The 25630-nt window shown below is 61.0% G+C and carries 27 protein-coding genes; 10 read left to right on the forward strand and 17 right to left on the reverse strand.

Translation table 11 applies throughout. The features are described 5' to 3' along the window. Positions 1-66: 66 nt before the first annotated feature. Positions 67-873 (forward strand): lytic murein transglycosylase, encoded by an 807-nt coding sequence (locus YH63_RS10860; protein WP_046827597.1) that lies wholly within the window; start codon positions 67-69, stop codon positions 871-873. Positions 874-1095: 222 nt separating this feature from the next. Here YH63_RS10860 and YH63_RS10865 read toward each other — a convergent pair whose 3' ends face one another. From YH63_RS10865 to YH63_RS10880, 4 genes are all read right to left on the reverse strand, one after another. Next, positions 1096-1551: a DUF6647 family protein gene (locus YH63_RS10865; RefSeq protein ID WP_046827596.1), complete on the reverse strand. Its 456-nt coding sequence runs from the start codon at positions 1549-1551 to the stop codon at positions 1096-1098. A gap of 187 nt (positions 1552-1738) precedes the next feature. Then, positions 1739-2212, reverse strand: a complete 474-nt coding sequence (locus YH63_RS10870; RefSeq protein ID WP_046827595.1) for an SRPBCC family protein — start codon at positions 2210-2212, stop codon at positions 1739-1741. Beyond that, positions 2209-2553: an ArsR/SmtB family transcription factor gene (locus YH63_RS10875; RefSeq protein WP_046827594.1), complete on the reverse strand. Its 345-nt coding sequence runs from the start codon at positions 2551-2553 to the stop codon at positions 2209-2211. The genes YH63_RS10870 and YH63_RS10875 overlap by 4 nt, the downstream gene beginning before the upstream one ends. A 137-nt stretch (positions 2554-2690) precedes the next feature. After that, positions 2691-2960, reverse strand: coding sequence for a DUF2798 domain-containing protein (locus YH63_RS10880; protein WP_046827593.1), 270 nt, complete (start codon positions 2958-2960; stop codon positions 2691-2693). Between the two features lie 907 nt (positions 2961-3867). On the opposite strand from YH63_RS10880, the gene YH63_RS10885 reads away from it, so the two are divergent. Next, positions 3868-5082 (forward strand): GGDEF domain-containing protein, encoded by a 1215-nt coding sequence (locus tag YH63_RS10885; protein ID WP_046827592.1) that lies wholly within the window; start codon positions 3868-3870, stop codon positions 5080-5082. A 12-nt stretch (positions 5083-5094) separates the two neighbouring features. Here the strand turns inward: YH63_RS10885 and YH63_RS10890 are convergent, their stop codons facing one another. The 3 genes from YH63_RS10890 to YH63_RS10900 all read right to left on the reverse strand — a co-directional run bounded on the left by YH63_RS10890 (position 5095) and on the right by YH63_RS10900 (position 6680). Continuing rightward, on the reverse strand, positions 5095-5334 hold the full coding sequence (locus YH63_RS10890) for a DUF2171 domain-containing protein (protein WP_046827591.1): 240 nt from the start codon (positions 5332-5334) through the stop codon (positions 5095-5097). A 426-nt stretch (positions 5335-5760) separates the two neighbouring features. Beyond that, positions 5761-5982 (reverse strand): hypothetical protein, encoded by a 222-nt coding sequence (locus YH63_RS10895; RefSeq protein WP_046827590.1) that lies wholly within the window; start codon positions 5980-5982, stop codon positions 5761-5763. Between the two features lie 365 nt (positions 5983-6347). Then, positions 6348-6680 (reverse strand): hypothetical protein, encoded by a 333-nt coding sequence (locus tag YH63_RS10900; RefSeq protein ID WP_046827589.1) that lies wholly within the window; start codon positions 6678-6680, stop codon positions 6348-6350. 412 nt (positions 6681-7092) lie between these two features. Between YH63_RS10900 and YH63_RS10905 the strand changes: the two genes are divergently transcribed. Then, a complete protein-coding gene (locus YH63_RS10905) occupies positions 7093-7320 on the forward strand; it encodes a hypothetical protein (protein ID WP_046829591.1) in 228 nt (75 codons plus the stop codon). 31 nt (positions 7321-7351) lie between these two features. On the opposite strand, the gene YH63_RS10910 is transcribed toward YH63_RS10905, so the two are convergent. Beyond that, a complete protein-coding gene (locus tag YH63_RS10910; protein ID WP_046827588.1) occupies positions 7352-9175 on the reverse strand; it encodes an ATP-dependent nuclease in 1824 nt (607 codons plus the stop codon). A gap of 577 nt (positions 9176-9752) precedes the next feature. Between YH63_RS10910 and YH63_RS10915 the strand changes: the two genes are divergently transcribed. Then, positions 9753-10085, forward strand: a complete 333-nt coding sequence (locus YH63_RS10915; protein WP_046827587.1) for a hypothetical protein — start codon at positions 9753-9755, stop codon at positions 10083-10085. 35 nt (positions 10086-10120) lie between these two features. On the opposite strand, the gene greA is transcribed toward YH63_RS10915, so the two are convergent. Further along, the gene (greA, locus tag YH63_RS10920; protein ID WP_046827586.1) at positions 10121-10585 is read right to left on the reverse strand and encodes a transcription elongation factor GreA; all 465 of its coding nucleotides are present in this window, start codon (positions 10583-10585) and stop codon (positions 10121-10123) included. A 140-nt stretch (positions 10586-10725) separates the two neighbouring features. On the opposite strand from greA, the gene YH63_RS10925 reads away from it, so the two are divergent. Continuing rightward, positions 10726-11310 (forward strand): DUF4112 domain-containing protein, encoded by a 585-nt coding sequence (locus tag YH63_RS10925; protein WP_046827585.1) that lies wholly within the window; start codon positions 10726-10728, stop codon positions 11308-11310. 42 nt (positions 11311-11352) lie between these two features. Here YH63_RS10925 and YH63_RS10930 read toward each other — a convergent pair whose 3' ends face one another. The 4 genes from YH63_RS10930 to msrA all read right to left on the reverse strand — a co-directional run bounded on the left by YH63_RS10930 (position 11353) and on the right by msrA (position 13760). Then, on the reverse strand, positions 11353-11646 hold the full coding sequence (locus tag YH63_RS10930; protein WP_019195654.1) for a hypothetical protein: 294 nt from the start codon (positions 11644-11646) through the stop codon (positions 11353-11355). Between the two features lie 342 nt (positions 11647-11988). Beyond that, complete coding sequence (locus YH63_RS10935; protein WP_046827584.1) at positions 11989-12381, reverse strand: hypothetical protein; 393 nt, start codon at positions 12379-12381, stop codon at positions 11989-11991. A gap of 147 nt (positions 12382-12528) precedes the next feature. Beyond that, the gene (gene msrB, locus YH63_RS10940; protein WP_046827583.1) at positions 12529-12948 is read right to left on the reverse strand and encodes a peptide-methionine (R)-S-oxide reductase MsrB; all 420 of its coding nucleotides are present in this window, start codon (positions 12946-12948) and stop codon (positions 12529-12531) included. A 95-nt stretch (positions 12949-13043) separates the two neighbouring features. Beyond that, positions 13044-13760, reverse strand: a complete 717-nt coding sequence (gene msrA, locus YH63_RS10945) for a peptide-methionine (S)-S-oxide reductase MsrA (protein WP_046827582.1) — start codon at positions 13758-13760, stop codon at positions 13044-13046. A 211-nt stretch (positions 13761-13971) separates the two neighbouring features. On the opposite strand from msrA, the gene YH63_RS10950 reads away from it, so the two are divergent. Next, complete coding sequence (locus tag YH63_RS10950) at positions 13972-15048, forward strand: flavodoxin family protein (RefSeq protein ID WP_046827581.1); 1077 nt, start codon at positions 13972-13974, stop codon at positions 15046-15048. Between the two features lie 984 nt (positions 15049-16032). On the opposite strand, the gene YH63_RS10955 is transcribed toward YH63_RS10950, so the two are convergent. From YH63_RS10955 to galU, 3 genes are all read right to left on the reverse strand, one after another. Beyond that, on the reverse strand, positions 16033-17001 hold the full coding sequence (locus tag YH63_RS10955) for a hypothetical protein (RefSeq protein WP_046827579.1): 969 nt from the start codon (positions 16999-17001) through the stop codon (positions 16033-16035). Then, positions 16941-17405: a hypothetical protein gene (locus YH63_RS21620; protein ID WP_170978681.1), complete on the reverse strand. Its 465-nt coding sequence runs from the start codon at positions 17403-17405 to the stop codon at positions 16941-16943. The genes YH63_RS10955 and YH63_RS21620 overlap by 61 nt, the downstream gene beginning before the upstream one ends. A 395-nt stretch (positions 17406-17800) precedes the next feature. Beyond that, entirely contained in the window at positions 17801-18673 is an 873-nt protein-coding gene (gene galU / locus YH63_RS10960) for a UTP--glucose-1-phosphate uridylyltransferase GalU (RefSeq protein WP_046827578.1), read from the reverse strand. Positions 18674-19092: 419 nt separating this feature from the next. Between galU and YH63_RS10965 the strand changes: the two genes are divergently transcribed. From YH63_RS10965 to YH63_RS10980, 4 genes are all read left to right on the forward strand, one after another. After that, positions 19093-20520, forward strand: a complete 1428-nt coding sequence (locus tag YH63_RS10965; RefSeq protein WP_137325177.1) for a lytic murein transglycosylase — start codon at positions 19093-19095, stop codon at positions 20518-20520. A 187-nt stretch (positions 20521-20707) separates the two neighbouring features. Beyond that, the gene (locus YH63_RS10970) at positions 20708-22369 is read left to right on the forward strand and encodes an SGNH/GDSL hydrolase family protein (RefSeq protein WP_046827576.1); all 1662 of its coding nucleotides are present in this window, start codon (positions 20708-20710) and stop codon (positions 22367-22369) included. Positions 22370-22456: 87 nt separating this feature from the next. Beyond that, on the forward strand, positions 22457-24508 hold the full coding sequence (locus tag YH63_RS10975; RefSeq protein WP_046827575.1) for a class I SAM-dependent methyltransferase: 2052 nt from the start codon (positions 22457-22459) through the stop codon (positions 24506-24508). A 222-nt stretch (positions 24509-24730) separates the two neighbouring features. Next, entirely contained in the window at positions 24731-25117 is a 387-nt protein-coding gene (locus YH63_RS10980; RefSeq protein WP_046829590.1) for a DUF1236 domain-containing protein, read from the forward strand. Positions 25118-25197: 80 nt separating this feature from the next. Here YH63_RS10980 and YH63_RS10985 read toward each other — a convergent pair whose 3' ends face one another. Further along, on the reverse strand, positions 25198-25590 hold the full coding sequence (locus tag YH63_RS10985) for an endonuclease domain-containing protein (RefSeq protein WP_246658042.1): 393 nt from the start codon (positions 25588-25590) through the stop codon (positions 25198-25200). Positions 25591-25630 lie beyond the last annotated feature (40 nt).

Consider the following 25630-nt stretch of genomic DNA (forward strand, 5'->3'; position numbering starts at 1 on the left):
TGGATGGCCGGGACAAGCCCGGCCATGACAGTGTAGAATCGCGGAATATTTGAAACGGAGTTCGTGATGTCCAGACTTCGCCTCGCGATCATTCTTTGCGCCCTCACTCTTTCCACCCCCACCTTCGCCGCGCGCTGCGGCGGCGATTTCCAGACCTTCGTCTCCGCCATGGCGCAGGAGGCTCAGGCGGCGGGGATTTCGCGCGGCGTGATCGACAGCGCGCTCAATGGCGTGACGCAGGACCCCGGGGTGCTGGCGTTCGACCGCCGCCAGCGCGGCACCTTCAACAAGACGTTTGAGCAATATATCGCCACCCGCGTGGGGCCGGGGCGCATCAAGACCGGACAGGCGATGCTGCAGCGGCATGCCTCGCTGCTGTCGCGCATCGAGCAACGCTTCGGTGTGCCGCCGCAAATCATCGTCGCGATCTGGGGGCTGGAATCGGATTTCGGCAAGGGTGATCTTGGCAGAATGCCGGTGGTGCGCACGCTCGCGACCATGGCGCATGATTGCCGCCGCACCGAACTGTTTCAGGGCGAGCTGCTGGCGGCCCTGAAGATCGTCCAGCGCGGCGATCTCCCGCTGCGCGATCTGGTCGGCGCCTATGCCGGCGAACTCGGCCAGACCCAGTTCCTGCCGTCATCCTATATCAAGTACGGCGTGGATTTCGACGGCAACGGCCATGTCGATCTGCGCCACAGCATTCCGGACGTGCTGGCCTCCACCGCCAATCTTCTGAAGACCGCCGGCTGGCGGGCGGGCGGCGATTATCACGAAGGCTCGGCGAATTTCGAAGCGATGCGCGAATGGAATCGCGCGACCATCTATCGCAAGACCATCGGCTATTTCGCCGATCGTCTCGCGGGACGGTGAATTCGACCGCCGTCGAAGTGTGAAAAATCGACGCGAATCCTAAACCCCGGTCGTCCCCGCGAAAGCGGGGACCCATGATCCCTGCGGTTTCATTTATCAACGTTGCGCAGGAGAACGAGCGGCCATTGGGAATGGATCCCCGCTTTCGCGGGGATGACCCGTTGAGAGATGTCTCGCGGGGCTGTGACGCTCCTGCTGCCGCAAGGCTGATACGTCCTGCGGCTAGAATCCGCAGGTCGTGCTGACTTTCAATGTGAACTTGTCGATGCCGAATGTGTGCTCGAGGTCCTGTCCGAACAGGCCGAGCCATTGGTCCTGCGCGCGATAGGCAAGCTCCTCGCGCGCCGCCGGGCATTCGTAACTGATGCCGCCGATGTTCTGGAGGTGATGCACCATCTCGTGCACCAGCATCGACAGGTCGGCCGCCGTGCCGCCGGTCCATGTCAGGGGAAGGTAGATGGTCCGGTTGGGGTCATCGTAAACGGCGACGGTGTCGCGCGGGTCGGAGACAGGTGGCATGGCGGCGATGTCGTGCCGTCGCTCCACGTTGAAGGCCTGATGGCGGATGGCCATGATCCTGGCCGGGGAGACCAGTTCGATTTTCGGTTGTTCGCTCAGGGGCGGCAGGTTGAAGTTGGCTGAGAGCCAAAGCGCGATTGCGGTCAACAGGGCTGTCATATCGGGCGCTCCTGTCAGGGGTGAGGACGGGCGCACGCTATTCCCTGTTTCGGTCTCCGGATGTGGCGTGCTTCACGCGCGAGCGTCATCCTTACGGGTAGCTTGCACTACCGGATGCAGTAACAACAAAAAAGAAAAGGGCAGCACGCATGCTGCCCTTGGTTGTTCGATGCGCTGATGAAATCGCTCACATCGTCTTGGCGTGCGCCACCAACTGATCGAGCGCCGTGCCCCAGCCGCTATGGAAGCCCATCTCTTCGTGGGTCTTCTTCCCGGCTTCGTCCTTGTGGATCGCCCAGGCGGTGTACTTCGAGCCGCCCTTGATGGGGTCGATGAGGACGATAGCGGTGAAGAAGCCGTCATCGCGCGGGCGGAAGCCCGGCAGCAGCGCATCGGTGAACACCAGCTTGCGCTTCTCCACAACCTCGAGGCAGCAACCGAGGTTGGTCATGTCCTGCCCCTCGGGCGAGCGCATCACGGTGCGGAAGATGCCGCCCGGACGAAGGTCAATCTCGCACTCCACCGTTTTCCACGGCGCAGGCGTGAACCATTTCATCAGGTGCTGCGGCTCGGTCCATGCCCTCCAGACCAGTTCGGGCGGCACGTCGATTTCACGTTCGAGGACGAGATCGAGGTTGGGGTCGGTTTTGTACGCTGTCACTTCGCTGTCTCCGTGGCGTTGAGGTGTCTGAGATAGTCGTCGAGCTGGTCGAGCCTTTTGGTCCAGAGCGTGCGCTGCGCGCCGATCCAGTCCTCCGCAGCCGCCAGTTGCTTGGGCTTGAGGTGGCAGGTGCGGACCCGTCCCACTTTTTTCGACCTGACGAGGCCACATTCCTCCAGCACCTTGAGGTGCTGAAGAAACGTCGGCAGCGCCATGCTGAACGGCTGCGCGAGATCGCTCACCGTGGCAGGGCCGGATGTCAGCTTTGCCAGCACCGCGCGCCGGGTCGGATCGGCGAGGGCGTGGAACGTGTCGTTGAGGCGATCTTGTTGGTTAGTCATATGGCTAACTATAATCCCGCAAAAAGTTAGGTCAACGCCTAAGTGTTGCGGCAAGCGGACGCAGGGCGTGTGCTGCGGAATTTGCGGAAACAGCCGGGAAAAGGCCGGTTTTGCGGCCGCCCTTTCTCCTTGGGACGTCAGGCCGCGGCGGGCGGCGCGACCACCACCGCCACGATCCGCCGCACCAGCGGCAGCACCGCGAGCAGGGTCGGAAACGCGACCAGCCAGGAAATGCCCCAGGCTGCTGGCCATGTCGCGAGAAAAGCCTCTGTGGCACCGAGACTCTTCAGCGTCGAAATCCCCGAGACCACGAAGGTCATCAGGATCGACAGCACCAGCGGCATCACGACCGAAGCATAACGCGCGGGCAGCTTGCCGCGTGTGCGGGATTTGGGAAGCGTTGTCATCAGGTCACTCTTTGAAAAACGGCTGCCCGGTCATCAGAGATGCGCGATGACGGTTGCGGGGCAATGATCGCAAGCTTGCCTCGTGGTGTGAGGGGCTGGGCGTTCTGCTCGTCATGGCATTCCTCCGGGCCGGCGGCCTCGGTTGAATGCGTTGCCTGACGTGAGACGCTTACGGCGCGATCAGCGCGGGGCCGTTCTAGCGAGAATGGAATTGGGATTCAAGCGTTGCAGGGATGAGGCAATCGCTAAGGGAGAGGTGAGTAAGCGCGGATGGCGCGAGGGAAATTATTTGGGGAGCCGCCCTGAACCGGCGGCTCGGGCGAAGCGACTCCGCCCGAGCCACTTCAAATAAACAAAACTACTTCTTCTTCGCCTTCTTGGCCTTCTTCACTGTCTTCTTCGCCGCCTTCTTCGCCTTCTTGGCTTTCTTCGCCATGGCATCCTCATGGGTTCGAGTTGACGTCAACGTCACGAGGCATGCTCGGCGATAGGCCAGTGCGCAGCCTCGAATCCGATCCGAACCGATTCGCTGAAATTTGTCGCCTGTTTTTCAGCATTGTGCCGTCTCGGTGACATTGCCGGTGTCTTTTTCTGTGGACGGTGGCGTGCGCGCTCAGGGTTAACATCGGGCAAAGGCTTTCGTTTTGCTTTCGCGATTGCCGGTGCGCGCGCCACAACGGCTTTCGTTTGGGCGTGCGCCCCGCATCTTCATCAAATCCCAACCACGGCGCGGTTTATCCGAAGCCGGTCAGACTCCGTTAAGAGCGCCCCTGCAAGGATGCATCCGGCTTCGGGGGAGGCGGAATTCCGGGTGATCCGGAATCGGGAGTGGGTCTATGCAACGGGCAGCGATCAATCACAGGGACAGGGCAGAAGACGCGGTCAATCGCGCGCCCTTGGCCCGGTCATGCTGAGCGTCCCAACCCTCTGGATCGTTTTCGTCGTCAACTTCGTCGCGATCGGGATCGTGTGGACCTTCGTCGTCCGCAGCTATCCGAATCTCGAGGCCACGCGGTACTGGTGCGCGGGCGCGCTGGTCGCGGCCCTGGGCGCCGCGACTGCGATGACCCGCAGCTTCATCGATCCGCAGCAGACGACTCTGCTGCTCATCCCGCTGCTGATCGGCGGCTCCATCCTGATTCTGGCGATCTGCCTTGCCGCGATGGGCATTCGCAAGTTTTACGGCGTCCCGGTGTCATGGCGCTTCACCATGGCGATGGTCGCGATCAACTTCGTCGGCCTGGCGTATTTCGTCTGGCACGACAACATGGCGATGCGCATCCTGATCTACTCGACGTGCCAGGCCGTGCCGATCGCCATGACATTGCCGCTGTTGTTCTCGCGCAAGAACGGCCATGCGCATCCCGGCGCGCGGATGGCCGGCTACATCGCCGTTCTGATGGTCGCGGTCTACGTGGTGCGCTCCGTGGCGGCGCTGTTGAAGGTCGGCGGGCCGGTCTCGCTGGTCGACTTCAACCAGTTTCAGGCCGTCGTGATCCTGATGCTGGTGTTCCTGTCGATGATGTGGAATTTCGGCTTCCTGCTGATGGCGATCGACCGGCTGCGCGCCGAGGTCGCGGATCTGGCGCTGTTCGACGATCTCACCGGCGCGGCCAACCGCCGCCAGTTCCTGGCGCGGCTGAACGAGGAATGCACGCGCTCCGGCCGCAGCGGCGAGGCATTCGCTCTGCTGATGATCGATCTCGACGAGTTCAAGGAAGTCAACGACAACCACGGCCATGCCGCCGGCGACGAATGCCTGAGGCGGTTCACCCGCGCGGCCGAAAGCCGGCTGCGCACCGGCGATCTTCTGGCGCGCATGGGCGGTGACGAATTTTGCGTGGTGCTGCCTTCGACCACCCTGCGCGAGGGCGCGATGGTGGCTCGTCACATTCTGGAGGCCTGCCAGGGCGAAGTCGTGCAGGGCAACGGCGTCTCGTTGGGGCTGTCGGCGTCGATCGGCGTCGCGCAGTGGCGGCCCGAGATCGGGCTGCATGCGGAACGGCTGATCGCCGCGGCGGATCGGGCGCTCTACACCGCCAAGAAGGACGGCAAGAACGGCTATGCGGTGTTCGACGCGACGCCGCTCGAAGCCGAGCCTGTGCTGCGCAAATCGGCCTGAGCCCGCGCGGCGCTACTTCTCTTCCTCGAACGTCACGGCGACGTCGGCATTGGCTGACAGGCGCACCTTCTGGCCCTCGACGCCGGCGACAAGCCCCTGATCGATATAGTGATGGTGGCCCTTGTGGCTGCCCTGGCCGCTGTCGGCCTTGGTCAGCTTGATCCGGCCGCCCTCGACCCGATCGACAGTGCCGATATGCACGCCGTCGGCGCCGATGACTTCCATATGCTCCTTGATCTGGCTCGCGCTCATATGAGTTTCCTTTTGGGATGTTCGTTTGGGGGATGTGTCGTGACGCCCGTTAACGCGCGGACGGCCAAAGCGTTCAGGTCGCCGCGCGCTTATCCGCCTGCGCGCGAGATGGATCGCCCGCGGACAAGGTGGTAATGTTGTTCAGGCCATGCATCGGCCAGCACGGCAACAGGAGGACGCGATGGCAAAAGGCAAGGACAAGGGCAACAAGGAAAAGAAAAAGCCCAAAGCGGACAAGAACGCGCCGAAGAGCGGCGGCTCCAGCTATCAGCAGAGCAAGGGCGGCAAGAAGTAGCCCGCAAATCCCCGCTGTTGAGACATCGAACCTGAGGTCTCAATTCCGGGCGCGGGACATGATCGCCGGGCCGCGAGGTCCGGCGATGCGGTGTTGGCTTTCGGGCGGGCGCTGTTTGAGCGAACCCCATTTCAGTCGAACCAGTCGGCCCTGCTCGCGGGCAATTGTCCGCGCGTGCCGTTGGTCACCGCCTTGAACATCTCGCACAGTTCGTACTCCAGAAATTCGTTCGCCAGGATCAGCGCGCGGATCGTGCTGCGCATGTCGCCGCCGCATGCCGCGATCGCCTGATCCGCTGCAATATCCAGCCGCTCCGATTCCGACTGAGGGTCGGAGGCGAGATTGTCCAACATGCCGATGTTCCGTATTGACGGGGTGGCGCGCATGTTCTCTTTTTGTTCTCAAAGAGTCAAGGCGGCAATCACGTCAAGGCGACAATCACGTCAAGACGACAATCACGTCATGCGACAATCGCATCAAGACGACAATCACCATGCCGTATTGAAACGCCGCGCTGAAAACAGATCCAGAAAACGCGCATCAACGAAACGCATCAAGCGAACGCGCTGCATCGGCCCGGCACGCAGAGACAAACCTGTGACGTCACACGCAGCCGCAAGCCGTGGTGCAAACCGGCGCGCGGGAAAGCCCGGAGCGCGCTCCGGGCTTTGCATGTGTTCGTGCCTTGAAGTGTTGATCCGTGAGATCGCGTGTCCCGTTACCAGGGATTGTACGGATTCATATCGACAGGGTTCGGATCGTTCCTGTGATTGCGCTGATAGGCGCGCGCGCGATAGTAGCCCGGCCCGTAGACGGGCTCGGCATAATAGACAGGGCCGCCGTAACCGTAACCATAGGCCGGCTCGCCGTAATAGGCTGGCCCGCCGTAATAGGCGTAGGAGTTGGAGGCGGCGGCGCCGGCAATGAGCGCGCCGGCGGCAATGCCGAATCCGATCGCGGCCGCGTTACGGCCGCTGCGGGCCTCGGCGGCGGGAGCGGACATCACGGCGACGGTGGCGACCGTCGCCAATGCAACTGCAATCTTTTTCATGACCTAATTCCTTTCGTAACCTCGCAATCAACAGGCGAGCCCGGAGAATGTTCCCGCGGCCTCGTCGCGGCGGATGGGCAACCTGCCGGAAATAAGATGAACGGCGGTGGAACGAAACCGGTGCCTTCGTTTTGTCTTTTTTGACGGGGCCTGAGGGCAAAGAGGGCAGAGCCATGAAGCTTATCGACAAGATCGTGGAAGACCGTCCGCTGCGCTATGCCTTCGCGGGGCTGGCGGTCCTGCTGATGTTCGGCATGGTGCTGAACTAGCTGAAACCAGCGCGCGCCTGCTGCGTTGATGGAGTCGGGGCTTCACGGTTGTCAGGACCATCAGCCTTCGGACTTTCGAGTCGTCAGGATTTGCAGTCTTCAAAGCCAATCGTGTTCCGGACATGCGTCCGAAGGAGCAGTTCATGCCCTATGCGCTTTTTGTCGAGGACCACCAGATCAGCCGCGCGCTGCCGACCGAGCACGACGTCTGGCACTATGCCGACGACGCCGGCCTTGTGGTGGATTCGCTGATTCAGGATTCGACCGGCAAGCCCGAGCGCGTGCTCGAGCAGGGCTACAGCATCCGCGAAGCCGAGCCGGAAGAAGCCGCGCCGCTGCCGGGGCTGGAGATGCCTAAGCGCGTGGCGTGAGGGGGCGTTAGAAAGTGGAAACTAAGTCTCGCTACAGAAGTCGGGAGCTTATTTCTTCTACCAGCTTGGTGATCTTTTCTTGGCTTTGAGGGCTAAGCTTTTTCAGTTTTAGTGTTCCATCAGAAACCTTGATCCAGAACTGATAGGCTAGCATGGTTTTGGATTTTTGTGCGTCCTTTACGTATTGCGAGTTCTCACATTTGTAAGAAAGCGTAGTGTCATTGAGGACGATACTTTTGAAGTCCGATATATCAAGGATATCTTCAATTCCCTTTCCGCCTATCTTCAGTAGTTTGGATTGTGCAAGAGATTCGTCATCTGCGAACATGTGCCGCTTGATGCTATTATACACTGCACGTCCCGTTGGATCGTCATCAACCGCGACAATAAAATCGAGCCCCCATCCCACAAACATGTTTGCAAGGCTCTCGACGTTGTTCGCTCCTGTCGCAGCAATGAAATGAGCTTCTTTTTCCTCAGAAAGAAGTTTCCAAAACGCCTTCAGGTAGTAGAAGCCGCTCATCTCCTCTAATATGACGTTGTTGTGTTTCTTTATAACGGTTTGCTGTGAAAAGTCGGCACCCATGGCAGTTAGTACTGGCGACAAGGTATCTCTAGAGGCGCCGCCTATTCGGTGTGCGTGAATGATTACTGTTGGCGTATCATCTAAGTCCCCCTCGCGCTGAACTGCGAGTACGCGATACAGTTTGTCATATTCGATCATGTGGGCGCTGTGGGTCGAATACATAATTTGCTTCTTGTCACTCAATCTATTGATTAGTTTTAGGACATCGTCCTGCGCCTTCGCGTGCAAATTAGCGCCTGGTTCGTCCAGCAAAAAAAGCGTTCCGCTGGAATATTCGTCAGAGGATTTAAGCTGTAGATAGAATGAAACAAACCACCGAACACCCGAACTGCGTTGTTTGGGGTAAAGGTGGTTCTGTCCATCAGAAATCCAGAAAACCAGATATGGTTTGCCCGATTTTCCAGAAGCATCTTGTCCGTAAAAGCGTAGATCGCATTTTAAAAGGAGTCTGTCCTTCTTTCCGATGGTCTGACTCCAGAATGTGGTGAAATCTGATGTAACTTTCTGATTGCCGCGATGAAGGATACTTTCGCGGGCTCGTGCATCGCCGTCTATAAGTTCTTGCAGGTTGATGCCGGCTATTTCCAAGTAATTCTCGGCGGCGGTCTCTCCTTCGCCTGAGAGTGTGTAAGAACCGTCCTTGACGACGACATCAATACTGTTCGGAAGCAATCCGGTCTTTTCGTCAAACAGAACAGTTAGAGGGGCTTCAGTATACACGGCATTAGCCACTAACTCAGCTGTTAGCTGAATGATCTTACCTGAATCGTCACCTTCCTCGTCGGAGGTTTTCTCTTCTTCCTCCTCTTCTGGTTTTTCTTTTCTCGGTACTGGTTTACTGGCGGGCCAATTTTTGTTGAGCATTTCCGCCAGCAAGGGATCTTCAATTGAGTCTATATCTTCATAACGCTGATCTTTGTTTGTTGTACTGCGGACCCAGGATTTTGAGAATTCGAGTCGCCCCTTCGTCTTAGTGAGATACTTTTCGAGAGCGTCCAATTGTTCTTTCGGGGAATTTGAGAAAGAGTTCTCTAGTTCATTGAAGCTCGTAATCAATCGGATGATCACGCGGGGCAATGGCTCTCCCGCCCGAACGTCGTCGTCCTCAAGGTTGATGCCGTTGAAGCTCTTTTCGAGCGCAGCCAAAATGGAAGTCTTTCCGCTTTCGTTCTGACCTATGAGGACGGTTGTTCCGTCAGCTGAAAAAGAACACCACCCGCTGTCTTTGATGGAACGGAAATTCAGTATTCGAAAATCTGTAAGCTTCATCTAACGTACCATTTTCCTATGAATAGGATCATTATCCACCCTTTGAGTTCCCAATCCAAGTTCCCCTAGTTTTTTGTTGACTCTTTTCTGTACTGGGCTTATATTCCTATTCATCCCGCCTCACTTGAGGGGCGTGTCCTAGGACGCTTCGATGCGCGGGGCGGGATGCGGCGCCTGCGTGCGCGAGAAGGGACGTCCTTCTCCGCTCCCGGGAGGCCTCGGGTCACCGTCCGGGCTCACTATGGGGCTCTGCCGTTCGCGGCTGGACGTCGGTGAGGACGAAGGCGGCGAAAGCCGGCCGGATCAGGGGTCGATACTTCCCCCATCCTCACCCGGAAGTACGGTCCCGAGGACAGAAATCGCCGCGGCGGAGCGCTGAAAGGCGTTTCGCGGCCAGCCTCTCGTGGCGACACGAAGCCGGCCGCGCACTTAACTACCAAGGCGCGTCTTTCGGCGCTCCTCCTCCCTCTCTTCACTGAGAGGCGGCACACGGTTTGAAGACATCGCTGATTGGGCATCCGCGTTTTTCACGCGGGAAAGCGATCACGCACGGCAAAAATCAGGAAAGGAGACAGGCGTGGGCAAGACAACAAAAGAGGCGGCACAACAGACGACGAAAAACACCGATGACACGCAAGACGAACTCATCGAAATCTCCGACGAGACGCGGGATTATCTTCTGTCCGACGCCGGCATCGCACGCATCATGCGCGGGTTGTCGGACGGTTACGAGAACTGGCGCGATTGTCCGGTGAAGCGTTGTCGCCGTGCGCGCCGTTGCCTGGGACCAGACATGGTGTGTCAGCTCAAAGAGCCGCGGCTCAATGCGCCACGTGAGGAAATCGCGGACGTCAACGATCGCATGCGACAGATCGCCCTGCGGCGGCTGGAACGGCTCGGTGTCTGGTGACGGGCTGCATGACCATGGGCGCGCTGTGGCGCGCCTCAACGGATGTCGAGAATTTCAAGTTCGTGCTCGCCGGCGCGCACGGTGTCGCCGACGCTCTTGCCGAACAGCGCGCGCGCCAAGGGCGCCACATGGGACAGCGTGCCCTTGGCGGGATCGGCTTCGTCCTCGCCGACGATGCGGAATATCTGCTCGCGGCCGTCGTCGCGCTTAAGCTTCACCGTGTGGCCAAAGCGAATCTGCGAAGTGTCCTCATTGGGCGCGACCACATGCGCGGTCCCGCGCCGCGCGTCCCAGTAGCGCATATCGCGCGAGGCGCTGGCGATGGCGTCGCGGTCGTGCGCCGCCTGTGCCGCCGCAAGCGCTTCCTGCGCGCGCGCCAACTCGGCCTCGATCATCGCGAGCCCTTGCGCCGTCACGTCGTTCGGGTGCTCCGGGATCACGCGGGCCGGCAGGTCGATGACGCTGTCGGCATCCTGGTCCTTGACGAAAGCTCTGCTCATGGGACCTCATATATGGCCAGTGGTTGCGATTTTAAGCCGCGCCACCTTGACGCAACTTGCGGACGGCCTGCTCGTTCCTATGTAGGGGAGCTTGCGCGAAACAATTTCCTGCGCAAAGGGACAATGGAGCCGACGCCACCATGACGAGCGCCAAAATGACCGACGACATCTTCGACCGCACGGCGAGCCGTCGCAGCGGTACCAAGCGGCCGCCGATCATCGATCAGGACGGCAACGAGGTGCATCCCGGCGGCTTCGGCGGGCGCGGGCCGTTCGACGCTGGCGCCCGCACGTCCGGCTTCGAGTTTCAGGGCGCGGATTTCCAGAGCGCGCTCGGCGGGATCTCGTTCGGCCCCAATTCTTTCTTTGGTGTCATGACGCGCGAGCAGCGCTTCGCGCGGATCGATGCGCTGTCGAAGCTGCTCGACGTCGCCTTCGTCGTGCCGGGCACCAAGATTCGCTACGGCATCGACGGCCTGATCGGCCTCGTGCCGATCTTCGGCGATATTCTAACCACGGCGATCTCGCTGTGGATCGTGCGCGAGGCGAGGGCGCTCGGCGCGCCGAAGTATCTGGTGGCGCGGATGCTGGGCAATGTCGCGGTGGACGGCGTGGTAGGGCTGGTGCCGTTCGCCGGCGACGCCTTCGACGTCATGTTCCGCGCCAATGTGCGCAACATGCGGATGCTCAAGCGCTGGATGGACAAGCAGCCAAGGAGTGCTTGAGACGTGAGAACCGGCGCGATGAAAAGATCAGCCGGTTCGCGATCAGCCCGTCGCAGTCTGCTTTTCTTCCTCGGGCGCAGCCACAGGCTCCGGCCGGTTGCGTTCGAGCGGAAACGCTTCGCTTTCATACAGCGTGCGGATGCCGCTCTGGTCGAAGCGGGCCTCGTCCACCTGGAGGTACGCGCCGTTCAGACTGTCGGCGGGAAGTTGCTCGATGGCGAACTGCACGGCCTCGGCTGCGGTCGGGAACCGGCGGTACGCAAAGCCGGCGCGCTTTTTCTTGCGGATCGCCGCAGGAAAGAGTTCGGCTTCGGTGTTGTAATTGAACGCAGCCATGATCTCGGCCTTCTTGATTTGGGATTCGATGGAAACAACGCCGGAGTGCGGCCTCCCGGGGAGCGCCGCTCGGCACGTGTCATTCATTCCAGAACAGACTCTAATATAGGCCTTTTTTCGCCAATTGCGACCTGTCATACGCCCTATGATGAATGGCATGACGCAATCGCATGCGGACCGAATAAGTGCTTGAATTTCAATGCACTAGCGGGTGCTCAAAGTTGCGCCGCAGGGTCCGCCGGTTCGCGCGGCGACCGATTGGTTTTGCGGGGGCGGATTTTACCGGATTTTGTCCGGCAAACGCACGACCACGAATACCCTCAGAACTGCGCGCCGGACGCGCTACTGGATCGCTTCGGTCATGATTTCGTCGGCGATCGACACGACCTTGAGCGGCGAGAGATAAGACTCGATGTGGGTGGCGGGATCGGCGGCGATCTCGATCTTGCGCACCGGGGCCTGCTCCATCACGCCGCTGACGCCGCGGCGGACGCCGTACTGCCAGACCTGGAGCGCGCCGGCGCTGCGCAGCGCCTTTTCCACGGCATCGGGGGTCTTGCCCGGCATTTGCGCCAGTTCGGCCTTGGTGAGGCCGATCACGATTTCGTTTTGCGGCGAGACGACTTTGAACAGGGTCACTCTGCCGACGGCGAAGGCGGGGTGCGACACCACGGCCTCGACAAGAAGGCCTGCAAGGCCGAGAGCCAGCACGGTCTGGCGCGATCTGGTGGACATCACGAATTCCTTGGCGGGAAAGTTGTCTGGAAGCGTTTTTTGTTGGCCGTTTCGTGTCGTTCGTATGCGAACGAGAAGCGACAGATAGGGTCCGCGTGGCCTTTGACAAGCCGCACGGATCTAAATTTTCTGGAAAGAAAGACGAGTTTACTCGGGCAGAAGTTTCAATGCCGCGGAATTGATGCAGTAACGCAATCCCGTCGGCCCCGGACCGTCCGGGAAGACGTGGCCGAGGTGGCCCTGGCATTTCGAGCACAGCACTTCGGTGCGCACCATGCCGTGGGTCACGTCGCGCTCCTCGGCGATGCTGCCCTCTGTGGCGGGCGCAGAGAATGCCGGCCAGCCGCAGCCGGAATCGAACTTGTCATCCGACGTAAACAGCGATTGACCGCACCCGGCGCAGACATAGGTGCCCGGATCGAACGAATGATCGTACTCGCCGCTGAATGGCCGCTCCGTCGCCTTCTCGCGCAGCACGGCGTACTGCATCGGCGTCAATTCCTTGCGCCACTCGCTGTCGGACTTCTCGATGGCGCCGGAGCCGGTCTTCGTTTTGATGTCGGTCACTCGCTAGCTCTTTCGCTGGTTCTCACATCAAAGCGGCGAACCTGTTTCCGGTCCGCCGCCTTGAGTCTGGGTCGTCAACGCCGTGTGACAGGCGTTCAGTTGCTCGCTTTGGCCGCGCGCACCAGCGCGGGCTTCTCGCGATAGTTCTCGGCGAAGATCTTCTTCAGGCTCTCGATCTTCGGCAAATCGTTGAACACAATATAGGGCTGGTTGGGGTGCCGCGTCAGGTAGTCCTGATGATAATCTTCCGCCGCATAGAAGCCCTGCAACGGTTCGAGCGTGGTGGCGATCGACTTCTTGTAGACCTTCGCGCCGTTGAGCTGCGCGATGTAGTCCTGAACCAGCTTGCGCTCGGCCGGGTCCGACGTGAAGATCGTGGAACGATACTGCGTGCCGGTGTCCGGGCCCTGGCGGTTGAGCTGGGTCGGATCGTGCACCACCGAGAAGTAGATCTGCAGCAGCCTGCCGAGCGTCACCTGCTTCGGATCGTAGGTGATCTGCACGGCTTCGGCGTGGCCGGTGGTGCCGCGCCCGATCGCTTCGTAGTTCGCTGTCGAGGCCTTGCCGCCCGCATAACCCGACACCGCGTTGGTGACGCCCTTGGTGTGCTGGTAGACGCCCTGCACGCCCCAGAAACAGCCGCCCGCGAGTACGAAAGTCTTCAGGCCCTCGGCGGGCGCGATGTCGGCGGCCGGCGGCGGAATGATGAAGGCTTCCTCGGAGGCGCGGGAGGGCGCGGTGAACCAGCCGAGCGCCAGCACGCCGGCGGCGGTCAGGGCAAGAGCGATGCGGCGGAACTGGGTGCGATCCATGATGGTCCTCTTCGTCGGCAGGGCGTTTCCGCCAGTGCCCTAGATACGCGGATAAGACCCCGCCGTTACGGCAAAATTCCACACAAAAATGTGAACCTGACGCCTGATTTTCCGCGCCCGCCCGGCGATGGAACGCGCGCCATCGGGGCGCGTTGGCTCTGACGTTACGCAATGCATTGCCAGGCCAGACATTTCCATCGGGGTCTTTCCAATGGCCGACATCGACATTCGCAAAGGCATGCCGTCGGCGCAGATATCGAAAGACGAATTCGCCAGACGCTACCGCGCGCGCTTTGCCGATCCGGCGTTCGCACCGCTGGAGCGGGAAATCTCGGCGATCATCGACGCGGCATGGGATGGCTATGACCATTCGCGTAAAGCACCGGGCACGCGGAAAGCCGGTCCGGGCTTTTCCGATCCCGATTACGATCTCTCGCTCGACTGGCTCGCGGCGCGTGACGAAATCCATGCCGCGCAGCGCCGCCACGACGATCCGAACGAGACCCCGCGCATTCTCCTCATCAACGGCTCCTCGCGCAGCGAGCATACCTGTCCCGGCGAGATGTCGAAGACCTGGCGTCTGGTGAAATTCGCGCAACCGGAATTCGAGGAGCGGGGGCTCGCGGTCGATATCCTCGACCTGTCGCGGCTGACGTCCGAATTCGGCCGCGCGATTCATCCGTGCAAGGCCTGCGTCTCGACCGCAATGCCGCTGTGTCATTGGCCATGCAGTTGCTACCCGAACTATGCGCTGGGCCAGACCGGCGACTGGATGAACGAGATCTATCCGCTGTGGGTCGCGGCGCACGGCATCATGATCGTGACGCCGGTGAACTGGTATCACGCGCCGGCCGGCCTGAAGGCGATGATCGACCGGCTGGTCTGCGCCGACGGCGGCAATCCCGATCCGACCACGACGCACGGCAAGAAGCCGGCGGAAGCCAAGGCGCTCGAGTTGAAGGGCTGGCATTATCCACGGCATCTCGACGGCCGTCACTTCGCGGTGGTGGTGCATGGCGACACCGTCGGCGCCGAAACGCTGCGGCGCACGCTGTGCGACTGGCTGACCGACATGTCGCTGGTGTCCGCGAGCCGCACCGCCGAGCACGACGGCTACATCGGCTACTTCGAGCCTTACGCGACATCGCATCAGGCGCTCGACAAGAACGAGGACTTTCAGGAGGAAACCCGCAATGCCGCCCGCGCGCTGGCGAACGCCGTGAAGCTCGCCCGCGCCGGAGAATATCAGCGGCCGGACGACGATCTGGAAGACCCCAATCCGAAGTGAGGCGAGGAGAACCGTTCAGGCCTCCGCGCGTTATCCCGCGCATGCGCCGGGTGACAACCGGCCGCAACGGGGATGATGGACGCAGCTGATTTTGCCGGTTTCTGGCTGCGGCACCAACGCATCGGTACGCGTTTTGTCTAACCCGTTCCCGGCGTGTGCGCTTCCTCTCCGATTCGATTTTCAAACAGCCACGTTCAATAGCCGCGCAGGAAGGCTTCCCCTCGCACACTTCTCCGGGTCGTCCCCGCGAAGGCGGGGACCCATACTCCCTGAGTTGTCGATTTGAGGGAGATGTCGGAGCAGTGTTCTCGCCACCATTATGATGTTCGGTGGTTATGGGTCCCCGCCTGCGCGGGGACGACATTGAGTGTGATGCGACAGCGTGGGTCACTTCGACTTCATTCAAATTTCAAACAGCCACACACATCCGTTCCCGCGCGCCGAATTGCGCGGGTTGGGCTTTGGCTCACCCCTCGAAAGCGCGCGCGAGGCCTGCCTCGTTCGCGCCCTCATAAAATGAGGGGAGATGGAGCGCCGCCAGGCGCAACATCGTTGTCGTCGCTCGATCGTTCGCCGCTTGCGACGGCGGCAAACAAAAGAGCGCATCGCCTTGCGGCGCTCCATCGACGCTGCGTGCGGACGCCTCCGAAGAGGCCGCGAACCGCAGCGCGCGGATTCTCGCCACAGCGAACGCTGCGGCAACCATCCGCTGCGGCGTCTCAGGCGTAGGGACCGTACTTCCGGGTGAGGATGGGGGAGCAACTCGACCCCTGATCCGGACGGCTTTCGCCGCCTTCGTCCTCACCGCGTCCAGCCGCGAACGGCAGAGCCACGTAGTTGGCCCGGACGGTGACCCTCAGCCTCCCGGACGTGTGGGTGCGAACCACGCGCGCGGGCGCCGCGCTTCATTCCACTTCAAGAACGCCTCTAGAAGCGCCCCTCATGAATGGAGCAATAGGAATATAGGCCTATGATGGGGATATGTCAATCAGCTAACTTCAGTTGTGATTTTACTTTTGATTCGAGGCCCGCCATTGGAAACTGAACGACCGAACCTGCCTGTTCGAAGATAGCGTGACGGAAAACAGCTTTTAGTTCTGGACTAGGATTTTCCCTAACCGCTTTAACTGCGAAAAAAAGATCGGTTGTTCTAACAAGGCGCGCACCGTTTCGCTGTGCCGCCGTAGCGACCTTAGCAGTAAAAAAATCCCCTCTTTCTTCTAACGGCTTCAGCCTGAAAGCGTTTCCAAAGAGCACGCCTAAAGCGTGTTCCGATACTTCATCTCTTTCAAAATCCTCGCTGATGTTTCGCTCCAATTGCGACATCTTATCTATGTTAATCGCTTTGCCATCCTTGCCTTCAATCTCGCCAAGGAACCGGTTTCCGTCCGCTGTGAAAATGACGTCGAATTCGCTTTCGCCATCGCTCAAGGCGCTGACTTCAAATCCCAATTCGGTCAATGCGGCGCGAACTATTGCTTCCAGCGATTTTCCTTGGTCATAAAGAAGGGATTTTAGTTCTTTGTACTGATCTAATTCATCCAGTTGTTTGTCATGTTCTGTTTGTAGGTTTGCGATCTCGTTTGAGATTTCGCTTATCCGTTTTTCGAGTGCGTCCTCTGCAGGCAATCGGAAAACATCGGAAGTAACCCAATCAGGTTCAGAGGTTTTCTCGCTTGTATTTCTGCATTCGTTATCAATTTGAACTAACGCAGCTTCAAATTTCGCCGCGAACGAGCGAGCTACTTTTGTCCAGTCTTCCTCTCCGTCGGTATCGCTTTCTGCTTCGCCTTCATCGTCGAATCCGTCCGGATAAATAAAATCGGGTATGAAGATGAAGTTACCCTTCGTTTGAACTGAAGCCGCGATGGTCGTGTTGTTGTCTGAGGTTGTCAGTAATGGTGTCGTTTTTCCTGCCTCAAACGTAACGACGTACTGAGAGTGCGCCTCCATAGATTGCCAATAGCTTTCAATAGGTTTGATTTGCTTCTCGCGCCGAAACTTAGAGCCAGTAGCATTCCGTATGTTTGTGAGCTGATAGAATAGTCTTTTTGACCTGTCGCGATGTAAAAGTCTTCCCGCTCTACAAGTATGACAATGATTGTCTTACCAGCGTTAAAGGCGGCCGTAATTTGGTTTTTCCAGTGCTGAGCAAGCTCTCTTATCGCAAACGAGTCAGAGTCATTGTAGGAAGGTTTGCCGTGATACTGATCATAAGTGTAAAATTGGCCACTCAGCACAGGATGGACGACGATAATGTCGCCATCTAAGAGGCTGCGTCGCGAGTTTAGCTGCACGTATTCAGCATTCGGCCACGGCATATCTAGGCCAACCATCATAATTGTGCGCTTGCTCATAAAATTCCCCTGAATATAAATCTGGCAATTTTTTATCCTATCCAATCACGAGCTTTCTGACCGCCATTTTATTGCAACTAGCTGAGGCACCTAGGCGTCAGTACGCGTTTCGTCTAACGCGTCTCCGGCAGGCGCTGACAAAATGTGATGCAAATGCACGTCATGGCCGGGCTTGTCCCGGCCATCCACGTCTCTTTTAAGATTGCGAAGCGAAGTCGTGGATCACCGGGTCAAGCCCGGTGATGACAATCGAGGGTGGTGTGCGCTCAGCGGCCTGCCCGACAAGGGTAGCGGAGAACCATCAACGTCATTGCGAGCGTAGCGAAGCAATCCACTCTTGAGAAAAGCTGGATTGCTTCGTCGCTACGCTCCTCGCAATGACGGAGTGGTATCCCTCAAATATACTTCTTCATTTCCATGAGTAGGTCGCTGCGCAGGTCCTCGCGGTCCATCGCATAGGCAATGTTCGCGGCCAAAAATCCGGACTTCGAGCCGCAGTCGTAGCTCTTGCCCTTGAACTTGAAGCCGTAGAACGGCTGTGACTTGGCAAGGCCGAGCATCGCGTCGGTGAGCTGGATCTCGCCGCCCGCGCCCTTCGGCTGGGTCTCCAGCACCTTGAAGATTTCCGGCTGCAAAATGTAACGCCCGGTGATCGAGAGGTTCGAGGGCGCTGATTCCTTCTTCGGCTTCTCGACCATGCCGTCGAGTTCGAACAGGTCGCCCTTGGCCGGGCCTACGCCGACCACGCCGTACATGTGGACCTGATCCATCGGCACTTCTTCCACCGCGATGATGTTGGCCTTGTCCGCGCCTGCCGCGTTGGCGGCGTCGATCATCTGCTTCAGCCCGCTGGGTTTGTTTTTCACCAGCACGTCCGGCAGCAGAACCGCGAACGGCTCGTTGCCAATGATGTCGCGCGCACACCACACCGCATGGCCGAGGCCGAGCGGCGCCTGCTGCCGCGTGAACGAGGTCGCGCCGGCGTCCGGCTGGTCGCGCTCGAGGATGTCCATTTCCTTCAGTTTGTTGCGCTCGCGCAGCGTGTCCTCAAGCTCATAGGGCCGGTCGAAATGGTCTTCGATCACGCCCTTGTTGCGGCCGGTGACGAACACGAGATGCTCGATGCCGGCTTCCAGCGCCTCGTCCACCACATGCTGGATCAGCGGGCGGTCGACTACGGTGAGCATTTCCTTCGGCATGGCCTTGGTGGCCGGGAGAAAGCGGGTGCCAAGACCGGCGACGGGAAACACAGCTTTACGGATTTTCATGAGGCTCTTTGCAGGCTGAGGGAGAGTTGAGGGGTGTTAGCAGGTTTTATCGGGCTGAAAAACGGCGGGGCGGGCCCAGAATAGACATGAGTTCCGTAAAGGTTATCGGATGAACGGAAGCTGAGCGGGCTGGGGAAATTTTGTGGCGGGGTGTTGCTTCATCCCTCCCCCTTGTGGGGAGGGTGGCGCGTTGCGAGCGCTAGCGAGCAACAAGCCGGGTGGGGGTGATTTCGCAGACCCCCACCCCGGTCTCGCTGTCGCTCGACCGACCCTCCCCACAAGGGGGAGGGAGAAGAGGGCTTCGCGCGAAACGATAAGCCGCGTCATCTCGCCGCCGAAAAATGCTGCGTTGTTAATCGGGTGGAAACCCTGTCCGGGCCTCCTGTATCCGGGATAGTCTTGAGCGGGTGTGGAGTACAATGACACGGATCGAACGTGAAGAAAGCGCGTGGCTGATGGTCGCGGGCGCGGCGCTGACCATGTCGGTGGTCGCGGTGGTCTCGCTGATGGCCGGTCCGGCCCATGGTCAGACCGCGTCCGGCCGCGGCGGCCTGGTCCAGCGCGGCGATGTCACCGGCTCGATTCAGCAGCAGCTGCAGGCTCCGCGTCAGGTTCGGCCCGCGCCGCGCCGCATGGCGCAGGCGGCGCCGCCGAAGGAATGGAGCGGCGAGGACGGCGCGTCCGGTCACCCCTTGATGACAGCGGACGCGATCCGCCGTTCGGCTGCGAATTTCGACCGCTGCGTCGCCGGGTTCTGGCCGGAGGCTCATCGGCGCGGCATCTCGCAGCAGAGCTTTACGCGCTTCACCGCGGATCTGTCGCCCGACCTGCGCATCATGGACCTGATGGACTCGCAGCCCGAGTTCACCAAGGCGGTGTGGGATTATCTCGACATTCTCGTCACCGACGCGCGGCTCACGCGCGGCCGCGAGGTGCTGGCGCAACACGCGGCGACCTTTGCCGCGGTCGAAAAAGCCTACGGCGTCGACCGCTACATTATCGCTGCGATCTGGGGCATCGAGTCGAACTACTCGACGCAGGGCGGCGATCGCAGTGTGCTCAATTCGACCGCGACGCTGGCCTGCATCGGCCGCCGTCAGGGTTACTTCAAGGACGAGTTTCTCGCAGCACTTGAAATCCTGCATCACGGCGATCTGACCCCGCAGCAGTTGCGCGGCTCATGGGCCGGTGCATTCGGCGCGACGCAGTTCATGCCGACCGCGTTCAAGCGCTTCGCGGTGGACTTCGACCGCGACGGCAAGCGCAACGTGGTCGACGACGTGCCGGACATCATCGCCTCCACGGCGGCGAAGTTCAAAAAGGACAACTGGCAGCCGGGGCAGACCTGGGGCTATGAGGTCGAGGTGCCGCAGGGCTTCAACTACCTGCATGCCGACCGCGCCAAGAGCTACACCATCGCGCAGTGGGAGCAACTCGGCGTGAAGCGCGCCGGCGGCAAGCCGTTTCCGCGCAACACCGACAAGGCGTTCCTGCTGGCGCCTGCCGGCGCGGACGGGCCGGGTTTCCTGATGCTGGGGAATTTCCGCTCGATCATGCGCTACAATCCGTCGGAGGCTTATGCGCTCGCCATCGGCCATTTCGCCGACCGGCTGCGCGGCGGCGGGCCGTTCCTGCAGGAATGGCCGCGGCAGGAGCGGGTACTGTCCCGCACCGAGCGGCTCGAGTTGCAGCAGCTTCTGGCCCAGCGCGGGTTCTATCGCGGCGAGCCGGACGGCAATCTCGGCGGCGAAACCAGGAAGGCGCTGCGCAGCTTCCAGGCCTCGATCGGGGCTCCGGCCGACGGGTTCGCCTCGTCCGGCGTGCTGGACCGGCTGCGCCGGCGGTAAAACATGTGATTTAAGAAGGGGTTCCCGGCCTGTCGGGCCGGACTGGTCACCTTCAAGTTGACATTTTCCGGGCGCACTTGACGGATGCGGCCGGACCCCGGTTTATGGGCCGATTGCCGGAGTTTTTGGGCGGATGATTTTGCGTCCCGCATGCAAACCGTGGCCACCGGGCGAGCGACCAAGATCCATGTCGAACAGGCCGAAACCGAAATCTTTCCTGAGCGTGTTCACCGATCGTGGGCCGCTGACGGTACTCGCCGTCGCGGGCGCGATGCTGTTCGGGATCGTCGCTCCGGCCTCGGCGCAGTTCTTCGATTTTGGCTTCGGCCGTCCGCAGCGGCCCGCGCCACCGCCGCAGCGCGGCGGCGGATTCTTCGCGCCGTTCTCGGACAGCTTCGGTCCCGCGCAACAGGCGCCGCGACCGGTGGATTCCTCGCGCGCCCCGGCCGCCGCCAAGCGCGAGGCCCCCGCCGACCGCAATGTGCTGGTGCTCGGCGACGCGATGGCGGACTGGCTCGCCTATGGCCTTGAAGATGCGTTGTCGGAAACGCCGGATCTCGGCGTGATCCGCAAGCACAAGACCGTGTCGGGTCTTTTGAAGTATCAGCCCAAGGGCGATCCGGCGGACTGGGCCGCGGCGGCAAAGGGAATTCTCGCCACCGAGAAGCCCGACGTCATCGTGGTGATGCTCGGCCTGCACGACCGTATTCCGATCCGCGAGCCCGTGGTCGAAAAGAAGGCCGACGCCAAGCCGGGCGAGAAGCCCGGCGACAAGGCCGACAAGAAAAACACCAAGAAGGATTCCCGCGCCAAGCCGAACGAACCGGATGCAGCGGCGAAGCCGGGGGACAAGCCTGCCGATACCAGCGCCGACAACAAGACCGCGGACAACAAGCCTGCGGAAGCGGATGCTGCTGCGGACGACGACGATCAGCCACAAATCATGGCACCAGACAAAGCGCAGCGCTCCGGCGGCATGCACGATTTCCGCGAGGAGCGCTGGGTAGAACTGTACGCGAAGAAAATCGAGGAGATGATCGCCGTCCTGAAGTCCAAGGGCGTGCCGGTGCTCTGGGTCGGTCTGCCTGCGGTGCGCGGCGCCAAGGCCACGTCGGACATGCTGTTCCTCGATGCGCTGTATCGCGACGGCGCCGGCAAGGCCGGCATCACCTATGTCGATGTCTGGGACGGCTTCGTCGATGACGCCGGGCGCTTCGCGCAGCAGGGCCCGGACTTCGAGGGCCAGATCCGCCGCCTGCGCTCAAGCGATGGCGTGTTCTTCACCAAGGCCGGCGCGCGCAAGCTCGCGCATTACACCGAGCGTGAAATCCGCCGCGTGCTCGCAGCCCATACCGGCCCGCTGGCCGTGCCGAGCGAGACCTTCGCGCCGGATTCCAACATCCGCCCGGGCGAAGCCGGCCCGCGTCCGTTGATGGGGCCGGTGATGCCGCTGGTGGCGTCGCAGGTCGGCACCGATGAACTGCTCGGCGGTGTCGGCACGCGGCCTGCATCGGTGGATGCGCTTGCCGCGCGGACGCTGGTGAAGGGTGAGCCGCTCGCCGCGCCCGCCGGCCGCGCCGATGATTTTGCATGGCCGCGCCGCGAAGTGGGCGCTCTCAGCGCTCCGCCCAGCGATCCGGTGGTGGCCGCTGCGCCGTCCGACGGGACCGCCGCGCCGCCGAAGCCGAAGCCGAAGAAGCAGCAGGTCGTGGTGCAGGGACTGTTCAATCCCTCCGCGCCGCCCCAGCAGCAGCGTCAGCGCGCCGGCCCCGGCCCGCGTGACGGGTACCAGCGGCCGCCGGGCTTTTTTGGGCAGTCGCCGTTCTCGGGCCTTTTCTCGCGCTGGTAACCAGCGCCATCACCGCGTCTGGATCGCATCAGGTCGATGCAGTAGGGTCCGCGCGGCTGCTCCAGAAATTTCCGTCAGGTCGAGATCGTGAACAGAAAACAACGCCGGGCTGATGAAAAGACCGGCAAGGCCGCTGCTCGGCCGTCAAGTCTTCTCGAAGAAACCCTGTTCCGGCAGGCCATGGCGCATCATCAGGCCGGACGGCTGCGCGATGCCGAGGCGAACTATCGCGACGTGCTGGCCGCCAATCCGCGCCACACCGGCGCCCTGGGTTATCTCGGTCTGCTCGCGCATCAAGCGGGTCACAGCGACGCGGCGATCGATCTGCTGCGCAAGGCGATCGCATCTGACAAGCTTAATCCCGAACCGCATTACAATCTGGCGCGCATCCTGTCCGACTGCGGACGCGACGACGACGCCATCATGCACAACCGCAAGGCGCTGGAGATCGATCCGGACTTTCCGGGCGCGCACAACAATCTCGGTGCGTTGCTGCTGCTTCACGGCCGGCCTGCCGAGGCTTTGGCTGCTGCGATCGCAGGATTGCGGATGGACGACGCTGCCGGTCTCAAGTCGACATTCGTGATGGCGCTCCGCTCGCTCGATCCGGCGGCCATCAAGCTCGACCCGAATGTCATCCAGCTTCTGGTGCGCGCCTTGCGCGAACCGTGGTGCCGTCCGCGCGATCTGTCGGCAGCCGCAGGCACGATCCTGCTGCGCGCGCCGGCGATGGCGCGCTGCGTCGAGCGGGTGTCGCAGGCAGGCCCGGCCCTGCTGAATGAGATGTTCGCGGCAACCGATCTGGCGGCGCTCGGCAGCGATGGTTTGCTTGAGGCATCGTTGAGCACGTCGCCGGTTACGACCGTTGCAGTCGAGCGGGTGTTGACGGCGGTGCGCCGCGCGGCGCTGAACGATATCGCGACCGATACGCTTGAGGCCGATGAGGCGTGGCTGCCGCTGGTGGCAGCGCTCGGACAACAGAGTTTTATCAACGAATACGTTTTCGACATCACCGAAGACGAGACTGCTCAGCTTGGCCAGCTTCGGGAGACTGTGACCGAGGCCATCGCGCGGAACGAGGCAATTGCGCCGATCAAGGTTGCGATCCTTGCGAGCTACCTGCCGCTGCATTCTCTCGCCGGAGCGGACAAACTCGCTTCGCAGTCATGGCCCGGCGCAGTCGCGTCGCTGGTCGCGCAGCAGGTCGGCGATCATCGCGACGAACTGGCGATCTGCCCCGCCATCGAGCGGCTGACAGCGATCGAAGATGACGTCTCGGAAAAGGTGCGCGCGCAGTACGAGGAAAATCCGTATCCTCGCTGGAGCAGGGTGTTCGCCGAAACCCAGGCGCTGCCGGTCGATGCCTATATCGGGATGCGGTTTCCCGGCGCAGCGTACACGCCGCTCGGCCATCGTGCGCTCGATGTTCTGGTGGCGGGATGCGGCACCGGACAGCATGCGATCCAGCGCGCGCAGCAATTGCAATCAGCCAACGTGCTGGCGATCGATCTCAGTCTCAGCAGTCTTAGTTACGCGATCAGGAAAACCAGGCAACTCGGGCTGACCAACCTGCGTTATGCGCAAGCAGACATACTGGCGCTCGAAGGCGACACCACGTTCGATGTCATCGACTCCAGCGGCGTGCTGCATCATCTGAAGGAGCCGCTGACGGGATGGCGCAGGCTCGCCGGTCTGCTGCGCCCGGGCGGGCTGATGCATATCGGGCTCTACAGTTCGACAGCGCGGCGCGACATCAACACCGCGCGCGCCTATCTCGCGCAGCAGGGGCGGGGCTTTTCAGTTCCGGAGGTGCGACGGTTGCGGGCGGAGTTTGCCGGCCGCGCGCCGGGCGATGAACTGCACAACATCACGCAGTTCAGCGACTTCTTCAGCATAAGCGAATGCCGCGACCTGCTGTTTCATGTTCAGGAACATCAGTTCTCGATTCCGCAGATCGCGGATTTTCTTCGCGAGAGCGGCTTCACGTTCCTCGGCTTCGAGACCCCGGCGCGGACGGGTTACCTGCGGCGGTTTCCCGGCGACAGGGCGGCGACCAATCTTGCCAACTGGGCAACATTTGAGGCCGAGAACCCGTCGACCTTCGCGCAGATGTATCAGTTCTGGATCCAGAAGAGCTGATTTCAGAGTGCGGACTCTCCCCGCTCATTCCCGCGCAAGCGGGAATCCAGATATTCAGAAGAGTGGGTCCCCGCTTCCGCGGGGACGAACGGAATTGTCTGACGCCTTGGCGTGTTGCGCAGTTCCAGTTCCCAGCAAAAAATCTACGCAGTTCCCTCGGCTAGTTCCGGAACGCTCGCGCGCCTTCGCCGTTGGTCACCCTCTTAACGGATGGAGGATGACATGAAGATTCGTAAGGCAATGGCAGTTGCGGTGATCGCACTGACGCCGGGCATCGCGCTTGCGCAGAGCGCCACGGTGGAAGGCGCGCGCGACGGCGCAGCCGCGGGTCATGCCATCGGCGGTCCTGTGGGCGGAGCGGTCGGCGGTACGGTTGGCGCCGCGGTCGGCACCGCCATCGATATTCCGGCGGCCGTGATTTCGTCGGTCACCGGTTTGCCGGGACCTTCGGTGGTCGTGAAGGAGCGCGTGGTGGTCGGTGAGCCGCTGCCGAGCTATGTCGAAGTGCGTCCGGTGCCGAGTCACGTCGAATATCACTATGCGGTCGTGAACGACCGTCGTGTGATCGTCGAACCGCGGACACGCCGCGTCATTCGCGTCATCGAGTAACGGTGTCCTGAGCAGCAGCACCGGATGATGCGACGAAAAGGCCCCGTCACCGGACGGGGCCTTTTTGTAAGAAGATTTTCTTATCCCTCCCCCTTGTGGGGAGGGTCGGCGCGAAGCGCCGGGGTGGGGGTACGCAACGTAGAAAGAACTGTCTCCATCACTCCACTCAAATTCTGATCGATGTCTGAGTTCCAGAACCGAAGAACCCTGAATCCTTGTGAAGCCAGAAAAGCATCGCGCGCTTGATCGGACTTACGGCCCGGATGAATTCCATGCTGGCCGCCGTCCGGTTCGATAATCAGGCGATTACGGAAGGAAGCGAAATCAACGATGTATCGCCCGATGGGGGATTGTTTACGAAAATGGAAGCCGAGTGTTTTCAATTCACGTAACTTCACCCACAGTTTAACTTCCTGCGGTGTGAGCTGTTTGCGAAGTGCGCGGGCATTTTCGTTTGGCCCGATAACCCCCACCCGGCTGACCTGCGGTCAGCCACCCTCCCCACAAGGGGGA

This window comes from Afipia massiliensis (assembly GCF_001006325.2).
Lineage (GTDB): Bacteria > Pseudomonadota > Alphaproteobacteria > Rhizobiales > Xanthobacteraceae > Afipia > Afipia massiliensis_A.

Bases quoted from the DNA above. Each gene is read 5' to 3' on its own strand.
- YH63_RS10860 (WP_046827597.1), top strand. From the start codon at position 67: ATGTCCAGACTTCGCCTCGCGATCATTCTTTGCGCCCTCACTCTTTCC.
- YH63_RS10865 (WP_046827596.1), bottom strand. From the start codon at position 1,551: ATGACAGCCCTGTTGACCGCAATCGCGCTTTGGCTCTCAGCCAACTTC.
- YH63_RS10875 (WP_046827594.1), bottom strand. From the start codon at position 2,553: ATGACTAACCAACAAGATCGCCTCAACGACACGTTCCACGCCCTCGCC.
- YH63_RS10880 (WP_046827593.1), bottom strand. From the start codon at position 2,960: ATGACAACGCTTCCCAAATCCCGCACACGCGGCAAGCTGCCCGCGCGT.
- YH63_RS10885 (WP_046827592.1), top strand. From the start codon at position 3,868: ATGCTGAGCGTCCCAACCCTCTGGATCGTTTTCGTCGTCAACTTCGTC.
- YH63_RS10890 (WP_046827591.1), bottom strand. From the start codon at position 5,334: ATGAGCGCGAGCCAGATCAAGGAGCATATGGAAGTCATCGGCGCCGAC.
- YH63_RS10895 (WP_046827590.1), bottom strand. From the start codon at position 5,982: ATGTTGGACAATCTCGCCTCCGACCCTCAGTCGGAATCGGAGCGGCTG.
- YH63_RS10900 (WP_046827589.1), bottom strand. From the start codon at position 6,680: ATGAAAAAGATTGCAGTTGCATTGGCGACGGTCGCCACCGTCGCCGTG.
- YH63_RS10905 (WP_046829591.1), top strand. From the start codon at position 7,093: ATGCCCTATGCGCTTTTTGTCGAGGACCACCAGATCAGCCGCGCGCTG.
- YH63_RS10910 (WP_046827588.1), bottom strand. From the start codon at position 9,175: ATGAAGCTTACAGATTTTCGAATACTGAATTTCCGTTCCATCAAAGAC.
- greA (WP_046827586.1), bottom strand. From the start codon at position 10,585: ATGAGCAGAGCTTTCGTCAAGGACCAGGATGCCGACAGCGTCATCGAC.
- YH63_RS10925 (WP_046827585.1), top strand. From the start codon at position 10,726: ATGACGAGCGCCAAAATGACCGACGACATCTTCGACCGCACGGCGAGC.
- YH63_RS10930 (WP_019195654.1), bottom strand. From the start codon at position 11,646: ATGGCTGCGTTCAATTACAACACCGAAGCCGAACTCTTTCCTGCGGCG.
- YH63_RS10935 (WP_046827584.1), bottom strand. From the start codon at position 12,381: ATGTCCACCAGATCGCGCCAGACCGTGCTGGCTCTCGGCCTTGCAGGC.
- msrA (WP_046827582.1), bottom strand. From the start codon at position 13,760: ATGGATCGCACCCAGTTCCGCCGCATCGCTCTTGCCCTGACCGCCGCC.
- YH63_RS10950 (WP_046827581.1), top strand. From the start codon at position 13,972: ATGGCCGACATCGACATTCGCAAAGGCATGCCGTCGGCGCAGATATCG.
- YH63_RS10955 (WP_046827579.1), bottom strand. From the start codon at position 17,001: ATGGAGGCGCACTCTCAGTACGTCGTTACGTTTGAGGCAGGAAAAACG.
- YH63_RS21620 (WP_170978681.1), bottom strand. From the start codon at position 17,405: ATGAGCAAGCGCACAATTATGATGGTTGGCCTAGATATGCCGTGGCCG.
- galU (WP_046827578.1), bottom strand. From the start codon at position 18,673: ATGAAAATCCGTAAAGCTGTGTTTCCCGTCGCCGGTCTTGGCACCCGC.
- YH63_RS10965 (WP_137325177.1), top strand. From the start codon at position 19,093: ATGACACGGATCGAACGTGAAGAAAGCGCGTGGCTGATGGTCGCGGGC.
- YH63_RS10970 (WP_046827576.1), top strand. From the start codon at position 20,708: ATGTCGAACAGGCCGAAACCGAAATCTTTCCTGAGCGTGTTCACCGAT.
- YH63_RS10980 (WP_046829590.1), top strand. From the start codon at position 24,731: ATGAAGATTCGTAAGGCAATGGCAGTTGCGGTGATCGCACTGACGCCG.